Genomic DNA, 20,164 nt, shown 5'->3' with positions numbered 1-20,164 from the left:
GGGCATCACGGCCTGCAACGTGAAAGTGACAGCAGTGGCATGCTGCCGTGCATTCAAAGCAGTGAGGCGGACAGCCGGGCATGTCGCCTGCGGTCAAGCCAGCGTAGCGGACAGCCGGTCAGGTCTCCCTGCGTTCAAGCCAGTGTAGCGGACAGCCGCTCAGGTCTCCCTGCGTTCAAGCCAGTGTGGCGGACAGGCGTGGCAGGTCGCCCTGCATTCACGCCAGTGCGGCGGACAGGCGGGGCACATCCTGTTGCCCGCGCAGGCCGGCCGAATGGGCGGTATGCGCTGCGCCGCCATGTTCGCCCTTCAGACGGAAGCGCTGCACGACCTGCTCCAGCGCGCTGGCCTGATCCTGCAGCGAGGCCGCCGTCGCGGCAATTTCCTCGACCAGGGCCGCATTGTGCTGGGTGATCTGGTCCATCTCGCTGACCGCCTGGTGGGTCTGCTCGATGCCGGTCGACTGCTCGCGGCTGGCAGCGGCGATGTCGGCCACGATATCCGACACCTTGGTGATGCCGCCGACGATGCCCTGCACCGCGCTGCCGGCCTCGCGCGCCAAGCTGCCGCCCTGGTTCACCTGGGCGACCGAATCGTTGATCAGGGTCTTGATTTCACGCGAGGCCGTGGCTGAACGCTGGGCCAGGGTCCGTACTTCGCTCGCCACCACCGCAAAGCCGCGGCCCTGCTCGCCGGCACGTGCCGCTTCCACCGCGGCATTCAGCGCCAGGATATTCGTCTGGAAGGCGATGCCGTCGATGACGTCGATGATCTCCACGATCCGCGCCGACGAAGCCTCGATGTGCCCCATGACGTCGACCACTTGCCCGACCGCCTGGCCACCGCGCACCGCGGCCTGCGCCGTGCTGCTGGCCATGCTGCTGGCCTGGTTCGAATTGTCGGCGTTGTTCTTCACCGTGACCGTCAACTCTTCCATCGAGGCAGCGGTTTCTTCCAGCGCCGAGGCCTGCTGCTCGGTGCGCGAAGACAGGTCGATGTTGCCATTCGCAATTTCAGTAGCGCCGCTGGACAGCAAGACGGCGCCCTGGCGTACCTGCGCCACGATATCGTTCAGGCCGGCATTCATCTCGTTCAGTGCGCGCAGCAGTGCGCCGGTTTCGGTACGGTCGTCCGCACGCACGTCGATGTGGGTGGTGAGGTCGCCGGCAGCGACGGTGCGCGCCAGCTCGACAGCCTGGCTCAGCGGCTGGGTAATCGAACGGCTGATCTGGAAGGCGAACACGGCGCCGCCGATGATGGCAAAGATGGTCATGCCCAGCATCAGGTAACGCGCCTGTTCGTAGGCTTGCTGCGCATGCAAGGCGTCTTCCTCGCTCTTTTTCCTTTGCAGCGCCATGAAGTTGCGGATGTCGTCTTGCCATTTGGACGTTGCCGGACCGGCGGTGCCGAGCAGGTAATGAATGGCGTCCTGGGAGTTCGTTGCTGACAGCTCGACGAAGCGGTTGTTCATCGGGCGTACTGTCTCTTGCAGGGCGCTCAGGTCACGAATGAATTGCTGGCCTTGCGCATCGAGGGGCATGGCCTTCAGTTCGTTGAATGCACGGTTGTATTCCTCGCGTGCCGCCTCGACCTTGGGCGCTTCGCGCGCGGCTTCGGCCTTGTCTTCCAACAAGGCCATCGAGCGCACGACACGCGACACGATGTGCACCGAGTCCGACATCTGCTCGAGCAGCTCGATCTTCCTCATGTTGACGTTGACGACGTGCTCGGTGTCGGCATTGGTTTGCTTGATCTTGTGCAGGCCGGTCAGGGAAACGATGAGCAGGAAAAGAAGGATGATGCCGAAGCCAAGGCGCAATCGCGCCTTGATGGTGTAGCGGAGGAAGTTCATGTTCGTTTTCTTGTAAGCGAGGTTGATCGAGGCGATCCGAACAAGGGAAAAGAGACTTCTTCCATGACACCCTCTGGCTGGACCAGCAGGCTGTCTTGACGAATCAGACGACGAGAACGTAGCTTACAAGAAACTTAATCACATTGATGAATTCGTTACTTTAATTTCCCTTAAGAAATCAAAAAACAACGAAATATTGACAGATATGACGATGTTACATGCGGCATTTTCAGATAATCCAAGAAAATGCCGCCTTCAATGCCTTACTCCACCGTGACCGATTTCGCCAGGTTGCGTGGCTTGTCCACGTCGGTACCGCGCGCCAGCGCCGTGTGATACGCCAGCAGCTGCAGCGCCGCCACGTGCAAGATCGGCGACAGTTCGCCGTAGTGTTCCGGCAGACGGATCACGTGCAGGCCGTCGCCCGAGGTGATGCGCGAATCGACGTCGGCAAACACGTACAGTTGGCCGCCACGGGCGCGCACTTCCTGCATATTCGACTTCAGCTTTTCCAGCAGCGCATCGTTCGGGGCGATGGTCACGACCGGCATTTCTTCGGTCACCAGCGCCAGCGGGCCATGCTTCAGTTCGCCTGCCGGATAGGCTTCGGCGTGGATGTACGAGATTTCCTTCAGCTTCAGCGCGCCTTCCAGGGCGATCGGGTAGTGCATGCCGCGGCCCAGGAACAGGGCATTTTCCTTGCGCGCGAATTCTTCGGCCCAGGCAATGATCTGCGGTTCCAGCGCTAGCACCGAGGACAGGGCCACCGGCAGGTGACGCATCTGCTTCAGGTGCTCGGCTTCTTGCTCGTCGGTCAGGCGGCCGTTCACTTGCGCCAGGGTCAGGGTCAGCAGGAACAGGGCGGCCAGCTGGGTGGTAAACGCCTTGGTCGAGGCGACGCCCACTTCCACGCCGGCGCGGGTGATGTAGGCCAGTTCGCATTCCCGCACCATGGCGCTGGTCGAGACGTTGCAGATGGTCAGCGTGTGCGGCATGCCCAGGCTGCGCGCATGCTTCAGGGCGGCCAGGGTGTCGGCGGTTTCGCCGGACTGCGAGATGGTAACGACCAGGGTGTTCGGGTGCGGCACGCTGTCGCGGTAGCGGTATTCGCTGGCGATTTCCACATTCACCGGCAGCTTGGCGATGCATTCGATCCAGTATTTCGCGGTGAGGCCGGCGTAGTAGCTGGTGCCGCAGGCCAGGATCAGCACGCGGTCGATTTCCTTGAATACCTTATAGGCCTTGTCGCCGAAGAGTTCCGGCATGATGCCGGTCACGCCTTCGAGGGTGTCGCCGATCACGCGCGGCTGCTCGAAGATTTCCTTCTGCATGTAGTGGCGGTAAGGACCGAGCTCGGCCGCGCCGGTGTGGGCGTGCACGGTTTTCACTTCGCGCTCGACTGGGCGGCCTTCGGCGTCGACGATCCAGTAGCGCGACAGTTGTAGGTCGACCACGTCGCCTTCTTCCAGGTAGATGATCTGGTTGGTGGTGCCGGCCAGCGCCATCGCATCCGACGCCACGAAGTTTTCGCCTTCGCCCACGCCCAGGATCAGCGGCGAGCCCTGGCGCGCGGCCACCACGCGGTGCGGTTCCTCGCGCGTGAACACGGCGATCGCATACGCGCCGTGCAGACGCTTCACGGCCTGCTGCACGGTGTCGAAGAGATCGCCGTTGTACATGTAGTCGACCAGGTGGGCGATGACTTCGGTGTCGGTCTGGCTCTGGAACACGTAGCCAAGTTCGGTGAGTTCGCGGCGCAGCTCGTCGTGGTTCTCGATGATGCCGTTGTGGACCAAGGCGATGCGTGCGTTCTCTTCGCTTGGCGAGAAGTGCGGGTGGGCATTGTGCGAGGCCGGGGCGCCGTGGGTGGCCCAGCGGGTGTGGGCGATGCCGGTAAAGCCTTGCAGGCCAGTGCCCTGGATTTGCGTTTCGAGGTCGGCCACGCGCGAGGTGCTGCGCGAGCGTTGCAGGCGGCCATCCACGTGCAGGGCTACGCCGCAAGAATCGTAGCCGCGGTATTCGAGACGCTTCAGGCCTTCAATCAGGATGGGGGTGATGTTACGTTGCGCTACTGCGCCGACAATGCCGCACATAGAAAGACCTCGTGTAAAAAATTAGCAATAAAGCATATCCTATGGCAATGCGCATGAAATAAGCTTTCAGAATTCAATCGAAAACGTTATAAAATTTCACGCTCACACAGAGATGAAATATTATTTCATTTCAGACGAAATTATTACTTTAAATTTCATGACTGAACCTACGCCCCTGGATGAACTTGATCGTCGCATCCTGAACGCACTCCAGACTGATGCATCGCAGACGAATGCCGAACTGGCAGAATTGGTGCATGTGTCGCCGCCCACTTGTCTGCGCCGCGTCAAGCAGCTCACCGATGCTGGTGTTATCGAACGGCAAGTTGCAATTGTCGATCCGGCCAAGGTGGGAGCGCGCCTGACCGCCATCGTCGAGATCACGCTCGACGTCCAGGCCGCCGAACGCATGGAAGCGTTCGAGAAGCTGGCCGCCGCGGAAGATGCCGTGCTGCAGTGCTACCGCGTGGCGCCCGGGCCCGACTTCGTGCTGGTGGTGCAGGTGGTCGACATGCCGGCCTACCACGCGCTGGCGCACCGTCTGTTCGCCACCCACGCCAACGTGCGCAACGTCAAAGCCTATTTCTCCACCTTCCGTAGCAAGTTCGACACCCGCATCGCCATCTGAAAAGGGCTAAACGCCCTGTGGATAAACCGGTGGATGACCATGTGGAATCGGTATGGGTATCCCGTGCATAAGCCGGTGGATACCCATGTGGCTTAGTTGTTACTAAGCTGTCGATTTCCGGTGGATACGCGGTGGATTACTTCTTCACTTTCACCGGGCGGGTCCAGCCGTCGAGCGTCATTTGCTTGGGACGCGAGATGGTCAGCTTGCCGGCCGGCGCATCCTTGGTCAGCGTGGTGCCGGCGCCGAGCGTGGCGCCCTTGCCAACGGTGACCGGCGCCACCAGCTGGCTGTCGCTGCCAATAAAAGCATCGTCTTCGATCACGGTACGGAACTTGTTCGCGCCGTCGTAGTTGCAGGTGATCGTGCCGGCGCCGATGTTCACGCGCGAGCCGACGGTGGCGTCGCCCACGTAGGCCAGGTGATTGGCCTTGCTGTGCGCGGCGACCTGGCTATTCTTGATCTCGACGAAGTTACCCACATGGACGTCTTCGCCGAGCTCGGTGCCCGGGCGCAGGCGCGCATAAGGCCCGATCTGCGACTTCGGCCCGACAAGCGCATCCTCGATGTGGCAGAAGGGCTTGATGTTGGCGCCTGCGGCCACTTTGGCATTCACCAGCACGCAGTGCGGGCCGACCGTCACGCCGTCGGCCAGTTCCACGCGGCCTTCGAACACGCAGCCGACGTCGATCACGACATCGCGTCCGCAGATCAGTTCGCCGCGCACGTCGATGCGCGCCGGGTCCATCAGCGTTACGCCTTTTTCCAGCAGGGCAGTGGCGATGTTCAACTGGTGGCGGCGCTCGAGTTCGGCCAGCTGCACCTTGCTGTTCACGCCCGCCACTTCCCATTCGGCCATTGGGGAGGCCGATACCACCTCGACGCCTTCACTCACGGCCTGGGCCACGATATCGGTCAGGTAATACTCGCCCTGCGCATTGTTGTTCGACAGCGCGGCCAGCCAGCGCTTCAGGTGGCGCGTCGGGATGCACATGATGCCGCTGTTGATCTCGCGGATCGCACGTTCAAGATCGCTGGCATCCTTTTCTTCGACGATGCGCACGATGCGGCCGTTCTCGCGCACGATGCGGCCCAGGCCGAAGGGATTAGCCTGCTCGACGGTCAGAATGCCGAGCTTGTCGTTGCCAGCGGCCTCAACCAGGCTGCGCAGCGATTGTTCGGTGGTCAGCGGCACGTCGCCGTACAGCACCAGGGTCGGCGCGTCTTCATCGAGTTGCGGCACGGCTTGCATCACGGCATGGCCGGTGCCCAGTTGCGGCTGCTGCAAGGCGGTGTCGATGGCAGTGTTCGTACCAGCGGCGCCGTCCAGCGCCAGTTTGCCCACCATCTCCGGCACCGCTGCGCCGCCGTGCCCGTAGATCACGCATAATTTGCTCGGCGACAGGCGTCGCGCCGTATCGATGACATGCTGCAACAGCGGCTTCCCAGCCAGCGGATGCAGAACCTTAGGCAGAGCGGACTGCATCCGCTTTCCCATGCCGGCGGCAAGGATGACAACGTTCATAAGCCGATTTCAAAAAGAGTTAATAAGATGAAAAAGTTTAGCACGCATGACACCCTGTTCCAGCGCACGCGCGCACTGTTCCTGATCGGGCTGCTCGCTTTACTAACCGCCTGCAGCACCATCCGCTTCAGCTACAACCACGGCGACACCCTACTGTACTGGTGGCTGGACGCCTATGTCGATTTTGAGGGCGATCAGTCCGACGGCGTCAAACAAGACATCAAAGAATTGTTCCAATGGCATCGAAAAACCCAGCTGCAAGACTATGCGGCGTTGCTTGCCAAATACCAGCGCCAGCTGGCGGCCAATCCGACCCAGGCCGATTTGCTGAATGCCTATAAGGAAATCCGTACCCGCACCGAAACCCTGGCCTACCACGCCGTGCCGGATATGGTGGACCTGGCGCGCTCGCTCACGCCCGAGCAGATCAAGCAGATAGAAGAGCGTTTCGAGAAGAAAAACCGCGAATACCGCAGCAAGTTCGTCAGCGGTAGCGTCGAAAAGCGCAACGAAGCGCGCTACGACAAGTCGATGGAGCAACTGAAACTCTGGTTCGGCAGCTTCAGCCGCGAGCAGGAAGCGGCGCTGCGCCGCGCGTCGGACGCCCGTCCGCTCGACAACAATATCTGGCTGGAAGAGCGCATCCTGCGCCAGCGCAAGATCCTGGCACTGGTACGCAAGATTCAGGCGGAAAAGCCGAGCAAGGAACAGACCACGGCCATGATCAATGGCCTGATCCGCGAATTCTTCACCCGCATGGATGCGCCGGAGCGCAAGGCCTTCTACGACAGCTATACGAATGCGACCGTGAATTACATCCTCACCGCGATCCGCATCGCCACGCCGGAACAGAAAGCGCATGCGCAAAAACGCATGCAGGGCTGGATCGACGATTTCAACGCCTTGGCCAAAGAGGCGAAATAATCCGATAAACCAGCGTGGTATAGTGCGCGCCATGCAAAGAAAGCCAGCAAAACCCCAGGGCCAGCACGGGCGTCCGCGCCTGGCCCCGCAGCAAGTGCGCATCATCGGCGGCGAATGGAAACGGCGCCTGCTGCCGGTGCTCGACGCCCTCGGCCTGCGCCCTACGCCCGACCGCGTGCGCGAAACCGTCTTCAACTGGATCAACCACCAGGTCGCAAACGACTGGGAGAGCGTCGACTGCCTCGATTTGTTTGCCGGCAGCGGCGCACTCGGCTTCGAGGCCGCCAGCCGCGGCGCCCGCTCCGTCGTCATGCTCGACTACCACGGCCCGGCCGCACGCCAGCTCGAACTGAACAAGGAAACCCTGAAGGCGCAGAACGTCTCCGTGCTGCGCGGCGATGCCTTCGTGGTGGCGCGCGACATGGCTGCGCGTGGCCAGCGTTTCGACGTGATCTTCCTCGATCCGCCGTATCAGCAGGATTTCGTGGCCAAGGCGCTGCCGCTGTGTATCGATCTGCTGAACGAGGGCGGCATGGTGTATGTGGAAGCTGAATTCGCGCTGCCGCAGGGCGCAGACACGCCTGATTGGCTCCTGCCCTGGGAACAGGTCCGTGCCGACAAGGCCGGCATGGTTTTCTACCACCTGCTGAAATTGCACGAAAACAAGGCATAATGCCCTTAATTTTGCTCAATTAACGGGCAAAGTGGCTCCAGGGGTGGGGCAACTGCCGGATTTTCATGCATAATGCGCCTTTAAACACAGGTGTTTCTCCCAGGGAGCCACAATGGTTGTAGCCGTTTATCCAGGTACCTTCGATCCGCTCACCCGCGGCCATGAAGATTTGGTCCGCCGCGCGTCGGGTCTGTTCGATACGCTCGTGGTCGGTGTTGCCGACAGCAAGAACAAGAAGCCTTTCTTCTCGCTCGAGGAACGCCTGGAAATCGCCAACGAGGTGCTCGGCCATTATCCGAACGTGAAGGTCGAGAGTTTCTCCGGCCTGCTCAAGGATTTCGTGCGCAAGCACGATGCGCGCGTGATCGTGCGCGGCCTGCGCGCCGTGTCCGACTTCGAATACGAGTTCCAGATGGCGGGCATGAACCGCTACCTGCTCCCGGACGTCGAGACCCTGTTCCTGACCCCGTCCGACCAGTACCAGTTCATCTCCGGCACTATCGTGCGCGAGATTGCGATGCTGGGCGGCGACGTGTCGAAATTCGTCTTCCCTTCGGTGGACCGTTGGCTGCAAAAGAAGATCGCAGCAATGAACCTGCCGAAAGCCTGAATCCGCATATCCGATTCGGGCATTTAACAGGCAATAAGCGAGCAGTATCATGGCCTTACTGATTACCGACGACTGCATCAATTGCGACGTGTGCGAGCCCGAGTGCCCGAACGATGCGATTTCGATGGGCGAAGAGTTCTACCAGATCGATCCGAACAAGTGCACCGAGTGCGTCGGCCACTTCGACGAACCCCAGTGCGCCTCGCTGTGCCCGGTCGCCTGTATTCCCCTCGATCCGGCCTGGCGCGAAACGCGCGAGGAATTGATGATCAAGTACGAACGCCTGACAAGCGCAAAGAACACCGCCTGAATACCACGCCGGCCCCGCGCCGGCGTTTTTCTGCCCGGCGCGCACGTCATGTAGGTATTCTGACAAGCGCGATTTGCCATGCTAATCTTCCTGCATGGCCCCTCCGGACGATAACGATGCTTGCAATGCGCTGCCGCACAGCGTCAGCGAGAACATCGGCACGATCGCCGAATACTGCGAGCGCAACGAAGAGCAGGTCACCGTCGCCCAAAAGGTGGTCGAGAAAGTCAGCCTGTTCCTGGGCAGCCCGAGCTATTTCGCCGTCAACGTCACCTTCATCGTTTGCTGGCTGCTGTGGAACAGCCTGGCGCCGGCGTTCGATCTCGAACAAATCGACGAGCCGCCTTTCTATTGGCTGCAGGGTTTTGTCTCCCTGAACGCCTTTATCATTTCCACCACCGTGCTGATCCGCCAGAACCGCATGTCGAAGCTGGCCGAGCGCAATGCCCATCTCGATTTGCAAATCAGCCTGCTGTCGGACGAAAAGACCAGCAAGATCATCGCCATGCTGGAAGAAATCCGGCGCGAGAGCCCGAACCTGATGGACAAGCCCGACCGCGAAGCCCAGGAACTGGCCAAGCCGGCCGATGCGCCCAGCGTGTTGAGCGCCATCGAACGTGAGACGAAATAAACGAAACGGCATCAAGCGAGACGCATCCGGCCACATCGGAATGTGCTTCCGCAGCATCGAAATAATCCTCGGCTGTTGATTTCAGACAAGAGTTCAATGCTATATTGCTATCCAGGTTTTAGCACGGTCATTCTTTTTTAATGGCGAGTGGCCGGATGTACACCGATAAACTAGGAGACAGCATGAAAGCGTTGAAAACCCTCGCTGCTGGCGCCGCCCTGGCGCTCGCGTTTTCCCTGCCGGCCATGGCCGCTATCGACGTCAACGGCGTCAAGTTCGAGGACATAGCCAAGGTCGGCGGCAAGGACTTGAAACTGAACGGCGCCGGCATGCGCACCAAGCTGGTGATCAAGGTCTATGCGGCCGGCCTCTACCTTCCCGAGAAAAGCAGGAATGTTGCCGAGATCCTGGGCATGGAAGGCCCGCGCCGCGTGACCCTGGTCATGGCGCGCGATATCTCGTCCGAAGACCTGGCCAAGGCCTTCATGGACGGTATCAACGATAACCTGGACAAGGCGGAGAAGGCGAAATTCGTCACCCAGATCAACAAGTTCGGCGAAATGTTTGCCAGCGTCGACCAGATCAAAAAGGGCGACGTGCTGCACATGGACTGGGTGCCGGGCACCGGCACCGTGTGCGAATTGAACGGCAAGCGCATCGGCGGCACCGCGATCGACATCGGCTTCTATAACGCCGTGCTGCGCATCTGGCTGGGCGACAAGCCGGCCGACAGCTCGCTCAAGCCGGCCCTGCTGGGAGACGCGAAGTAATCGCTGAAATCATCTTTGTAAAGACATAAAAAAACGCGGCGCCGGTAATCCGGGCGCCGCGTTTTTTATTCAAGACGCGGTAATCAGGCGCGCGCTGCAACCCGGGCCGGTTTGGCGATACGCGGGCGTACGGTCAGCACCAGTGCGCGCACGATGCCGCTCAACAGCGGGCGGAAGAACATGACGAAGGCCACACCCAGCGCCAGCATCAGGGCCATGAGCAGCAGATCCGCGGCCGGCAGGGGCGGGAAGGAAAACTGGGTAACGCTATCGACGAAGGCCATGATCTTGTTGAGTTGATGTTGTTTTTTTCAACTATAGTGCAGTGCAGCATATAAATCTAATTCCGTTCGATGATGGCGCTTATATGGATCGTGAATGGAAATGCGTTACACTGACAGACAGACTTAAAAACCGGCTACAGCGCCTAACGAGACGAGATCATGAGCTTTCTGACCCTGGACCTGAATTTGCTGCGCGTTTTCGACGCAGTGATGACCGAGCAAAACCTGACGCGCGCCGCAGGTCATCTTGCGATGACCCAGCCTGCGGTATCGAACGCCATCAAGCGCCTGCGCGAGAGCCTGGGCGATGAATTGCTGATTCGCACCGCCTACGGCGTAAAGCCCACGCCCCGTGCCGAAGCCTTGTGGCCCTCGGTGCGCCAGGCGCTGGCGGCGCTGGAAGCGGCGGTGATGCCGGAAACCTTCGACGTCTCGAAAGCCCAGGCCACGTTCCGCATGGCGATGGCCGACGCCACTGCCGCCTATTGGCTGCCCTCGCTGATGCGTTCGATCGAGGCGGAAGCGCCGGGCGTGAACATCCGCATGGTGCCGCTGACCACGCGCGAACCGCGTCCGATGTTGCTCCGTGGCGACATCGATCTGGCGGTGGGTTTCTTCCCGGGCGTAGCGGCGCAGCTGTCCTACGAAACCGGTTCGCCGATCCGCCACGAGCGTTTGTATTCCGGGCAGTACGTATGCGTGATGCGCAAGAAGCATCCGCTGGCGGACGGCAAGCTCGACCTGGATGCGTATTGCAAGGCGAATCACCTGCTGGTGAGTTTCTCGGGCCGCGCCCATGGCCTGGTCGACGAGGCGCTGGCCCAGATCGGGCGCGAACGCCGCATCCTGCTGACCGTCAACCAGTTCTTTACCGCAGGGCGGGTGGTGGCGAATTCGGATTTGATTACCGTGCTGCCGAAACACCTGATGGTCTCGACCGGCATGACCGAGGCCCTGATCTGGCGCGAGCTGCCGTTCGCGCTGCCGGCCGTGCACCTGGACATGCTCTGGCATGAGCGCGACGGCCGCAGCCCGGCGCATCGCTGGCTGCGGAATAACCTGGAAACGACGGCGGCGGCGGCGACCAAGCCGTTGATGGAACGGCAGGCCGCTTAAAAGAGGTTTGTTTTTCGTAGGGTGGGCACTTGTGCCCACGCGGTGCAAAGCATCCGGCTACGGAACGTGTGACAACATCTCGCAGCCTCGCAATTGTGTTTGCCGCGCAAAAAAGCGTATCGTTGAATTAAAAACGCCGCGTGTCCACATCCGGACACGCCACGTTACCTCATCCGTTTCGACAGAACGAAGCCAACACGACGCATCGTTCCGCGTGGGCACGGAGTGCCCACCGTACGGTTACAGCCAACGATTCAAGCAAGCGCCAGTCAACATCACCGAATCGGCAACTTCGTCGTATTCTTGACCTCTTCCATCACCGCATACGTGTGCGTCTCGCGCACCCCTTTCTGCAGCAGCGTCTTGCCCAGGAATTCGCGGTAAGCCGCCATGTCCTTCACGCGCGCCTTGACCAGGTAGTCGAAGCCGCCCGCCACCATGTGGCATTCCAGCACTTCCGGAATCAATTGCACGCTCTGCTTGAAGGCGTCGAACACCTCCGGCGTGGTGCGGTCCAGCACGACTTCGATGAAGACCAGCAGCGACACATCCAGCAGCTGCGGATTCAGCTGGGCCGTGTAGCCCGTGATGTAGCCCGACTCGTGCAGCTTGCGCACGCGCTCGAGGCAGGCGGCCGGCGACAGGTTAACGCGCGCGGCCAGCTCGACGTTGCTGATGCGTCCATCGTTCTGCAACTCGGCCAGTATTTTTTTCGAAATCTTGTCCAACATGGCGTCTCCGCTCTCACCGTAAATATTATTTGGCCGAATTCTCGCACCAAAAACTATCTATTGCTAGTGCCCGTTAAAAACAGAATTAATCCAGAAGAATTCCTTCTACAATCAAACGATTGAAGCACGGTACAAATCGCGCGTCGCTTGCTGCTGCAAGCGGCGCTTTTTTCTGTGCGCTTTCCCTTTTCCTGACCTTTCACAAGACCCGCCATGCAGATCGCCGCCACCCCGGCCACCACCTTCGTCCCATTCGACACCTTCCAGGCTGAAATCAAGCAGGAGCAAGCGCCGTTGCGCGCCGCCATCACCGCCGCCTACCGCCGCGACGAGACCGAAGCCGTCCAGTGGCTGCTGGCCCAGGGCGCGCGTCCGAGCGCGGATGCGAAACCGCTGGCGCACCGCCTGGTCTCGAACGTGCGCACGAAACGCACCCGCGCCTCGGGCGTCGACGCGCTGATGCATGAATTCTCGCTGTCATCGGAAGAGGGCGTCGCGCTGATGTGCCTGGCCGAAGCATTGCTGCGCATTCCCGACAGCGCCACCGCCGACCGCCTGATCGCCGACAAGATCAGCAAGGGCGACTGGCGCAGCCACCTGGGCGAATCGCCGTCGCTGTTCGTGAACGCGGCCACCTGGGGCTTGTTGGTCACCGGCAAACTGGTGTCGACCAACAGCGAACGCGGCCTGGGCTCGGCCCTGACGCGCCTGATCGCCAAGGGCGGCGAACCGCTGATCCGCAAGGGTGTCGATATGGCCATGCGCATGCTGGGCAACCAGTTCGTCACCGGCCAGACCATCGAGGAAGCGCTGAAGAACAGCCAGGCCAACGAAACCCGCGGCTACCAGTATTCCTACGACATGCTGGGCGAAGCGGCACTGACCGAAAGCGATGCCCAGAATTACTACGCCTCCTACGTTGCGGCGATCCACGCGATCGGCAAGGCCTCGAACGGGCGCGGCATCAAGAATGGCCCCGGCATTTCGATCAAACTGTCGGCCCTGCATCCACGCTACAGCCGCGCCCAGCATGCGCGCGTGATGGGAGAGTTGTTGCCGCGCGTGCGCAACCTGGTGCTGCTGGCGAAAAGCTACAACATCGGCATCAACATCGATGCGGAAGAAGCAGACCGCCTGGAAATCTCCCTCGATATGTTGGAAACCCTGGCATTCGATGCCGAGCTCGCCGGTTTCGAGGGCATTGGCCTGGTGGTGCAGGGCTACCAGAAGCGTTGCCCCTTCGTGATCGACTACGTGGTCGACCTGGCGCGCCGCAGCGGCCAGAAGTTCATGGTGCGCCTGGTCAAAGGCGCCTACTGGGATGCCGAGATCAAGCGCGCCCAGGTGGACGGCATGCCGGGCTATCCGGTGTACACGCGCAAGGTCTACACGGACGTGTCCTACCTGACTTGCGCGCAAAAATTGCTGGGCGCGACCGACGTCATCTACGCCCAGTTCGCCACCCACAATGCGCACACCTTGTCCGTGATCTACACCTGGGCCAAGGAACGTGGCGTCGACAACTACGAATTCCAGTGCCTGCACGGCATGGGCGAAACCCTGTACGACCAGGTCGTCGGCAAAGATAACCTGAACAAGGCCTGCCGCATCTACGCCCCGGTCGGTTCGCACGAAACCCTGCTCGCCTACCTGGTGCGCCGCCTGCTGGAAAACGGCGCGAATTCGTCGTTCGTGAACCAGATCGTCGACGAAAAGATTCCGGTCGAGTCGCTGTTGAACGACCCGTTCGAGGTAGCGCGTGCCAGCGGCGGCTTGCCGCACACCGGCATTCCCCTGCCGCGCGCGATGTTCGGCGCCGAGCGCAAGAACTCCGCCGGCATCGATTTGACGAATGAAGATGCACTGCGCGTACTTGGCATGGAACTGTCGCGCCAGCGCGAGTATGCCGCCGCGCCATTGATCGCGGGAGAAGTGCAGGGTGCGGATTCCCTGAACGTGGTGAATCCGGCGCAATCGGCCGATATCGTCGGCAAGGTTCTCGAGGCATCGAAAGCCGATGTCGATACCGCGCTGGCCGCGGCCGCCGCCTTTGCCGGCGAATGGCAGTCCAGCGCCAACGGCGAGCGCGCCGCGATCCTAATGCGCGTGGCCGATCTGTTCGAGGAAAACATTGCCGAGCTGATGGCCCTGGCCGTGCGCGAAGCCGGTAAATCGCTGCCGAATGCGATCGCCGAGATCCGCGAAGCCGTCGACTTCCTGCGCTACTACGCTGCACAGGCGAAAGACGCCACTACAGCCCAGGCACTGGGACCGGTCACCTGCATCAGCCCATGGAACTTCCCATTGGCCATTTTCACCGGTCAGGTGGCTGCAGCCCTGGCTGCCAGCAACGTCGTGCTCGCCAAACCGGCCGAGCAGACCCCGCTGATCGCTCACCGCGCGGTGCAGCTGTTCCACGAAGCCGGTATCCCGGCCGCCGCGCTGCAGCTGCTGCCGGGCCGCGGTGAAGTGGTCGGCGCGGCCCTCACCGGCGACGCGCGTGTGAAAGGCGTGATCTTCACCGGCTCGACCGAAGTGGCGCAGCTCATCAACCGCACGCTGGCGAAACGCGGCGAAGTCGAAGGCATCGACATTCCGCTGGTGGCGGAAACCGGCGGCCAGAACGCGCTGATCGTCGATTCCTCGGCACTGCCGGAACAGGTCGTGCAAGACGTGCTGAGCTCGGCATTCGACAGCGCCGGCCAGCGCTGCTCGGCCCTGCGCGTGCTGTTCCTGCAAGACGATATCGCCGACAAGACCATCCGCATGCTCAAGGGCGCGCTGGGCGAACTGCGCGTCGGCAGCCCGGACCGCCTGGCCACCGACATCGGCCCGGTGATCGATGCCGAAGCCCAGCGCAATTTGCTGGCCCACATCGAGCGCATGAAGGCGACCGCGAAAAACCACTTTGCCCTGGAACTCCCGGCCAGCGTGACCTCGCAGGGGACGTTTGTTCCGCCGACCGTGCTGGAGATCGGCTCGCTGAACGAGCTCAAGCACGAAGTCTTCGGCCCGGTGCTGCACATCGTGCGCTACCGCCGCGCCGACCTGGGCAAGGTGGTCGATTCGATCAACGCCACCGGTTACGGCCTGACCCTGGGCGTGCATTCGCGCATCGACGAAACCATCGACTTCATCACCACCCGCGCGCATGTGGGCAATATCTACGTGAACCGGAACATCGTCGGCGCCGTGGTCGGCGTACAGCCGTTCGGTGGCGAAGGCAAATCCGGCACCGGCCCGAAAGCCGGCGGCCCGCTCTACCTGAAGCGCCTGCAGCGCGGCGCCGCAGCGCTGCTGGAGCACAACCGCAAGGCTTGCCCGGCGCTGGTGTCGCTGCTGGTCTGGGCGCGCACCCATGGCCACGGGCACATTGTCCAGCTGGGCGAAGGCTACACCCGCACCCAGCTGAACGGCAGCGAACTCGTCTTGCCGGGCCCGACCGGCGAGCGCAACACCCTGGCCTTCTGCCCGCGTGGCGCCGTGCTGTGCGCAGCCGATACTTTGCCGGCGATGCTGAACCAATTGGCAGCGGCGCTGGCCACCGGCAACCGCGCCTATGTGCTGGCCGGCGCGAGTCTGGCCGTGCCGGACGATCTGCCGGTCGAAGTAAAAGACCGCATCCGTTTCGTCGGTGCGGCCGACGTGGCGCAGTGCGATTTCCAGATCGCTCTGGTGGAAACCGGGCTGAAGGGTGCACTGCGCTCGCAGCTGGCGGCGCGTCCGGATGCGATCGTCGGCATCGTCGATACCGATGGAAACGCACCAGTGGATTTGTGGCGTTTGGTGGCCGAGCGCGCGCTGTGCGTCAACACGACCGCGGCTGGCGGCAACGCAAGCCTGATGACGCTGGGGCTGTAATCATGTAGCAGTTTTATTCTTACAAACGGAGGAAGACATGCTGGTCGGCGTTCCAAAAGAAATTAAAAACCATGAGTACCGGGTCGGCTTGACCCCGCCTTCCGTGCACGAGCTGGTCGCACGGGGGCACCAGGTGATTGTTCAAACGAACGCCGGCAGCGAGATCGGTCTATCCGACGATCAATACCTGGCCGCCGGCGCCAGCATCGTGGAGACGGCGAAAGAGGTCTTTGCGCGCGCCGACATGATCGTCAAGGTCAAGGAGCCGCAGCCGCAGGAGTGCGCAATGCTGCGCGCCGGCCAGATCCTCTACACCTATCTGCACCTGGCGCCCGATCCCGAGCAGACCGCGGCGCTGGTCCATTCCGGCGCCGTCTGCATTGCCTACGAAACCATCACCGGCCAAGGCGGCGGCTTGCCGCTGCTCGCGCCGATGAGCGAAGTGGCGGGGCGCATGGCGATCCAGGCCGGCGCGGCCCACCTGGAAAAGTCGAAAGGCGGCATGGGCTTGCTGCTGGGCGGCGTGCCGGGCGTGGCGCCGGGCCATGTGGTGATCATCGGCGCCGGCGTGGTCGGCACCAATGCGCTGCAGATGGCGGTAGGCACCGGCGCCCGCGTGACCGTGCTCGACAAGAACATCGACCGCCTGCGCCAGCTGGATCTGGTCTACGGCAACCGCATTTCCACCCTGTATTCGAATGCCCATGCGATCGAGGAAGCCGTTTTATCGGCCGACCTGGTCATCGGTGGCGTGCTGGTGCCCGGTGCGGCAGCGCCGAAACTGGTCACGCGCAACATGATCGCGCGCATGAAAAAGGGGTCGGTGGTGGTGGACGTGGCCATCGACCAGGGCGGCTGCTTCGAGACCTCGCACCCGACCACGCATGCCCATCCGACCTTCGTGATCGACGGCGTCGTGCATTACTGCGTGGCGAACATGCCGGGCGCCGTCGCCCGTACCTCGACCTTTGCCCTGAACAACGCCACCATCGGCCACGCCGTGGCGCTGGCGGGCAAGGGCTGGCGCCAGGCATTGGCGGATGACGTTCACCTGCGCAATGGCCTGAACGTTTGCCAGGGCAAGATCACTTACCAGGCCGTGGCCGATGCCTTGAACTACGACTACACGCCAGCCGATTCCCTGCTCGACTGAGTCATCTTTACGACACCGTGCTTTCCGTCTCCAGGCAAAAGCGCCTGACGATGTGAAAGGCATAACGCGCGGCCACTGATTTCACGAAACGCATGAAATCATGGGCCGCGTTTTCATTGGCGTTGTCGGAAATCGTCCTGATCACGCCAAACGGCAAGCCCAGTTCGTAGCAGACCTGGGCCACCGCCGCACCTTCCATTTCCACCGCCACCAGCCCGGGCAGGGCCGCATTCAAGACATTGATGTGCTGCGCATCGTTGATGAACTGATCGCCGCTGGCAATCAGGCCGCGGTGGATGCGCGGCCGCGTGAGCCCGAACACCGTTTTTTCGCGCGGATCGATGGCGTTGTCGAAGTCGTTGTCCAGGAAGCCATGCGCCGCATCGACCAGACGCGTGCCGAGCTGGTGATCGGCAGGGAAGTGGGTCAGGCCGGTCAGCGGCACCTCGAAGCGCGGGAACAAGGGACTGGCATCCATGTCGTGCTGGACCAGCGATTCGGCCACCACGATGTCGCCGACCTGCACCGTTTTGTCGCCGGCGCCGGCAACGCCGGTAAACAGGATGTGCGTAACTCCGAACTTCTCCACAAGCGTGGTCGCTGTCATGGCAGCTGCAACCTTGCCTATACGCGATAAAACGCACACAGCGTCGATTTCCCAGAGTTGTCCGAGCCAGTACTCGCGTTGACCATGGATGAGCTTGTAGGGGCTCTGCATGGCCTCTACGAGCCCCTGCTGTTCTTCGTGCAAGGCGCTGATGATCCCTAGACGCATGTTTTGCTTGTTTTGAGTTCAAAAAAGAGCCTGCAAAGGAGCTACAGGCGCTGGAAATGGCACTTATGCCCGCTGTTCGCGTTTTTTACTGTTTACAGTAGTAAACGTATATATAAAGCTGGTAGTGATAGTAAACGATGATGTTGTTGTGGATAAGAAGAGTTTTCTCCACAAGATCAGCAGTTTACGCCAGCGCGAACTGGCTGGACAAGGATTGTATCCAGCCAGCACAGATGTTGGAGAAAAAACGGCTTGTCGATAAAGGCGTCGTTTTTGCACATCCGATCCTGTGCATATCCAGCGGCTTGTCCACAGCCGAGCTGCCTTCAGGCCGCTTTTTGCTGGCAAAACAGGGGTTGAGCAGTGTTTCCGCTACCTGGCAGGGCGTATTCGGCGCTGCGCTGCACTGCCGGCAGCTTGCTCCTGGCGGATGCGACTCCAGCCTGGCCGCGATCGCGGTCGGGTTTGTCATCTCCTTTTGTCCCGTTTCGACAGCGCGGACAAAACCAGGTCGAACAGGGCCGGCAAGATTTCGGCAGGCTCCAGCAAACGTGTGTTCAGCGGTCGGTTTTCCGCAGTCGACAGCGAACGCGTCTTCGCGACTTTTTGCCAAACCTTTCATCAGCAGCGTACGCGGCAGCATTTGCAGTACCGCAGGCGGGTTTTTTTTGCTTTTCCCCCGCACTTGCGCACTTCATCTTCTTAATAAGTAGATAGATATAAAGTTGGTAGTAGTAGTAAACGCCCCCTCATCTGTGGATAAACCCGTTTTTCTCCACAGCGTCAATGGTTTACGTGCTTCCGGATGGGCTGGACAAACCTTGCTTCTGGCTTGCACGATTTTTGTACAAATTCGGCGTGCATGTGGAAGTCGGCCGTTCTGCACATTCCTTCCTGTGGATATACATGGGCTTGTCCACAGTTGGCAGCGCCAGGTCGACCAGCATCGCCTTGCCGAACCTGCTTGTGGGCGAGCAGAACGCGTTTTATGGCCTGGGCCAGCATGCCGGAGGCGAGCAGGCTTGATGTGCAGCTTTCTGCCAACAGTCGAGCTCGCAACGAAAAAATTTTTTTTTTCGAGCGCGCAGCGCGGAGCACCTCAGGTTTACAACCAAAATCTGTATACAAGGATAGTAGTAGTGTTAACAACTGCCCTTTTCTGTGGATAAGCAGGTTAACGGATGAGAAATCATTGGTTTACGCGCGGTATAAGCTGGTGATTTGCCCCTGTATGTTCCTGGTGGCAAATCTGGACAACAATCGCGGGCGTGGAAAAAGCCGCGTTTTTTCACAATCCGTTCTTGTGGATATCAAGAAGCTTATCCACAGTGGCGCCTCTAGCGCAGCGTTTACGATCTGGTAAGCTAGGTGTTGTGAACTGAGACGCAAGCCGGGGAGGGCGTGTGCTGGTCGTTCGCGTCCGTTTTCGTGGCAGCGCTGGGTGGAGCGTTGCCGGGAAAGGGCCTGGGCTGGCGCTTCAGGCCGGATGTACGTCGGCCGCCAGGATGTAGCCATTGCCCCAGACGGTCTTCAGCAGTTGCGGCCGGCGCGGATCGGTTTCGATTTTCTTGCGCAGGCGGCTGACCTGGCTGTCGATGCTGCGGTCGAATGCTTGCGGATCGCTGCCGGCGGTGAGTTCCAGCAAGCGTTCACGGCTGAGCACGGTATTCGGATGGGCCAGCAAAACCCGCAGCAGCCGGAATTCCCCGCTGCTGAGCGCAACAGGCACGTCCTCCAACCCGCACAGTTGGCGTTGTTCGACGTCGAACAGCCAGCCGCCGAAGCGGTAACTGCCGGAAGGCAGGGCAGGAGGCGCTTGCCGCTGGCGCGACATGCGGCGCAATACCGCATGAATGCGCACGACCAGTTCACAGGGATTGCAGGGTTTCACGATGTAGTCATCGGCGCCGCTGCCGTAACCCGCGATCAGTTGCACCGGGTCCTGTTGCCTTGCCAGCAAGATGACCGGCGTCCCCGATTTCATCCGCAGCGTGCGCACCAGGGCCAGCGCTTCCGCACCCGGTGACGGAAAATCCAGCACCGCGAGGTCGAAACATTGTTGCCGGCACAGGCGCCTGGCGTCGGCGATGTTGCAAGCCTCGGTGACCGCCATGCCGTATAGCCGCAGCTGCTTGCCCAGCTGTTCGCGTACTGCCTCGTTCGGATCCATCAACAGGATATGGCTCCTGTTTTCCATCACATTCTCCCTGCTTCAACCGCTCTTGCGG

The 20,164-nt window shown here is 61.0% G+C and carries 18 protein-coding genes; 10 read left to right on the top strand and 8 right to left on the bottom strand.

Annotated features, from left to right (window positions below):
• Positions 1 to 217: 217 nt before the first annotated feature.
• Positions 218 to 1,852: a methyl-accepting chemotaxis protein gene (locus tag LK540_RS06555; RefSeq protein ID WP_229436269.1), complete on the bottom strand. Its 1,635-nt coding sequence runs from the start codon at positions 1,850 to 1,852 to the stop codon at positions 218 to 220.
• 263 nt (positions 1,853 to 2,115) lie between these two features.
• Complete coding sequence (glmS, locus tag LK540_RS06550) at positions 2,116 to 3,945, bottom strand: glutamine--fructose-6-phosphate transaminase (isomerizing) (protein WP_229436268.1); 1,830 nt, start codon at positions 3,943 to 3,945, stop codon at positions 2,116 to 2,118.
• Positions 3,946 to 4,102: 157 nt separating this feature from the next.
• Between glmS and LK540_RS06545 the strand changes: the two genes are divergently transcribed.
• Entirely contained in the window at positions 4,103 to 4,573 is a 471-nt protein-coding gene (locus LK540_RS06545) for an Lrp/AsnC family transcriptional regulator (RefSeq protein ID WP_229436577.1), read from the top strand.
• A gap of 136 nt (positions 4,574 to 4,709) precedes the next feature.
• Here the strand turns inward: LK540_RS06545 and glmU are convergent, their stop codons facing one another.
• Positions 4,710 to 6,098 (bottom strand): bifunctional UDP-N-acetylglucosamine diphosphorylase/glucosamine-1-phosphate N-acetyltransferase GlmU, encoded by a 1,389-nt coding sequence (gene glmU, locus LK540_RS06540; protein ID WP_229436267.1) that lies wholly within the window; start codon positions 6,096 to 6,098, stop codon positions 4,710 to 4,712.
• 27 nt (positions 6,099 to 6,125) lie between these two features.
• Here glmU and LK540_RS06535 point away from each other — a divergent pair, with 27 nt between their 5' ends.
• The 6 genes from LK540_RS06535 (at position 6,126) to LK540_RS06510 (ending at position 10,016) form a co-directional block, all read left to right on the top strand.
• Positions 6,126 to 7,022: a DUF6279 family lipoprotein gene (locus LK540_RS06535; RefSeq protein WP_229436266.1), complete on the top strand. Its 897-nt coding sequence runs from the start codon at positions 6,126 to 6,128 to the stop codon at positions 7,020 to 7,022.
• 31 nt (positions 7,023 to 7,053) lie between these two features.
• Complete coding sequence (gene rsmD / locus LK540_RS06530) at positions 7,054 to 7,695, top strand: 16S rRNA (guanine(966)-N(2))-methyltransferase RsmD (protein WP_229436265.1); 642 nt, start codon at positions 7,054 to 7,056, stop codon at positions 7,693 to 7,695.
• Positions 7,696 to 7,807: 112 nt separating this feature from the next.
• Positions 7,808 to 8,305: a pantetheine-phosphate adenylyltransferase gene (gene coaD, locus LK540_RS06525; RefSeq protein WP_229436264.1), complete on the top strand. Its 498-nt coding sequence runs from the start codon at positions 7,808 to 7,810 to the stop codon at positions 8,303 to 8,305.
• Positions 8,306 to 8,354: 49 nt separating this feature from the next.
• Positions 8,355 to 8,615, top strand: a complete 261-nt coding sequence (locus LK540_RS06520) for a YfhL family 4Fe-4S dicluster ferredoxin (protein WP_229436262.1) — start codon at positions 8,355 to 8,357, stop codon at positions 8,613 to 8,615.
• 94 nt (positions 8,616 to 8,709) lie between these two features.
• Complete coding sequence (locus LK540_RS06515; RefSeq protein WP_229436261.1) at positions 8,710 to 9,246, top strand: DUF1003 domain-containing protein; 537 nt, start codon at positions 8,710 to 8,712, stop codon at positions 9,244 to 9,246.
• Positions 9,247 to 9,428: 182 nt separating this feature from the next.
• Positions 9,429 to 10,016, top strand: a complete 588-nt coding sequence (locus LK540_RS06510) for a chalcone isomerase family protein (protein WP_229436260.1) — start codon at positions 9,429 to 9,431, stop codon at positions 10,014 to 10,016.
• An 83-nt stretch (positions 10,017 to 10,099) separates the two neighbouring features.
• Here LK540_RS06510 and LK540_RS06505 read toward each other — a convergent pair whose 3' ends face one another.
• Positions 10,100 to 10,300, bottom strand: coding sequence for a hypothetical protein (locus LK540_RS06505; RefSeq protein ID WP_229436259.1), 201 nt, complete (start codon positions 10,298 to 10,300; stop codon positions 10,100 to 10,102).
• A gap of 159 nt (positions 10,301 to 10,459) precedes the next feature.
• On the opposite strand from LK540_RS06505, the gene LK540_RS06500 reads away from it, so the two are divergent.
• Positions 10,460 to 11,416: a LysR family transcriptional regulator gene (locus LK540_RS06500; RefSeq protein WP_229436258.1), complete on the top strand. Its 957-nt coding sequence runs from the start codon at positions 10,460 to 10,462 to the stop codon at positions 11,414 to 11,416.
• Positions 11,417 to 11,691: 275 nt separating this feature from the next.
• On the opposite strand, the gene LK540_RS06495 is transcribed toward LK540_RS06500, so the two are convergent.
• Positions 11,692 to 12,147, bottom strand: a complete 456-nt coding sequence (locus tag LK540_RS06495) for an Lrp/AsnC ligand binding domain-containing protein (protein ID WP_229436257.1) — start codon at positions 12,145 to 12,147, stop codon at positions 11,692 to 11,694.
• Positions 12,148 to 12,360: 213 nt separating this feature from the next.
• Here LK540_RS06495 and putA point away from each other — a divergent pair, with 213 nt between their 5' ends.
• The gene (gene putA / locus LK540_RS06490) at positions 12,361 to 16,008 is read left to right on the top strand and encodes a trifunctional transcriptional regulator/proline dehydrogenase/L-glutamate gamma-semialdehyde dehydrogenase (RefSeq protein WP_229436256.1); all 3,648 of its coding nucleotides are present in this window, start codon (positions 12,361 to 12,363) and stop codon (positions 16,006 to 16,008) included.
• Positions 16,009 to 16,045: 37 nt separating this feature from the next.
• Positions 16,046 to 17,161, top strand: a complete 1,116-nt coding sequence (ald, locus tag LK540_RS06485; protein ID WP_229436255.1) for an alanine dehydrogenase — start codon at positions 16,046 to 16,048, stop codon at positions 17,159 to 17,161.
• Between the two features lie 7 nt (positions 17,162 to 17,168).
• Here the strand turns inward: ald and LK540_RS06480 are convergent, their stop codons facing one another.
• From LK540_RS06480 to LK540_RS06470, 3 genes are all read right to left on the bottom strand, one after another.
• The gene (locus LK540_RS06480) at positions 17,169 to 17,936 is read right to left on the bottom strand and encodes a 5'-methylthioadenosine/adenosylhomocysteine nucleosidase (RefSeq protein WP_229436254.1); all 768 of its coding nucleotides are present in this window, start codon (positions 17,934 to 17,936) and stop codon (positions 17,169 to 17,171) included.
• A gap of 184 nt (positions 17,937 to 18,120) precedes the next feature.
• Entirely contained in the window at positions 18,121 to 18,579 is a 459-nt protein-coding gene (locus LK540_RS06475; RefSeq protein WP_229436252.1) for a hypothetical protein, read from the bottom strand.
• Positions 18,580 to 19,413: 834 nt separating this feature from the next.
• The gene (locus LK540_RS06470; protein ID WP_229436576.1) at positions 19,414 to 20,106 is read right to left on the bottom strand and encodes a winged helix-turn-helix domain-containing protein; all 693 of its coding nucleotides are present in this window, start codon (positions 20,104 to 20,106) and stop codon (positions 19,414 to 19,416) included.
• Between the last annotated feature and the right edge of the window lie 58 nt (positions 20,107 to 20,164).

Origin of the sequence: Massilia sp. IC2-278 (assembly GCF_020708045.1) — a bacterium.
Taxonomy (GTDB): domain Bacteria; phylum Pseudomonadota; class Gammaproteobacteria; order Burkholderiales; family Burkholderiaceae_D; genus Telluria.
This window is presented reverse-complemented; position numbering and strand designations above follow the sequence as displayed.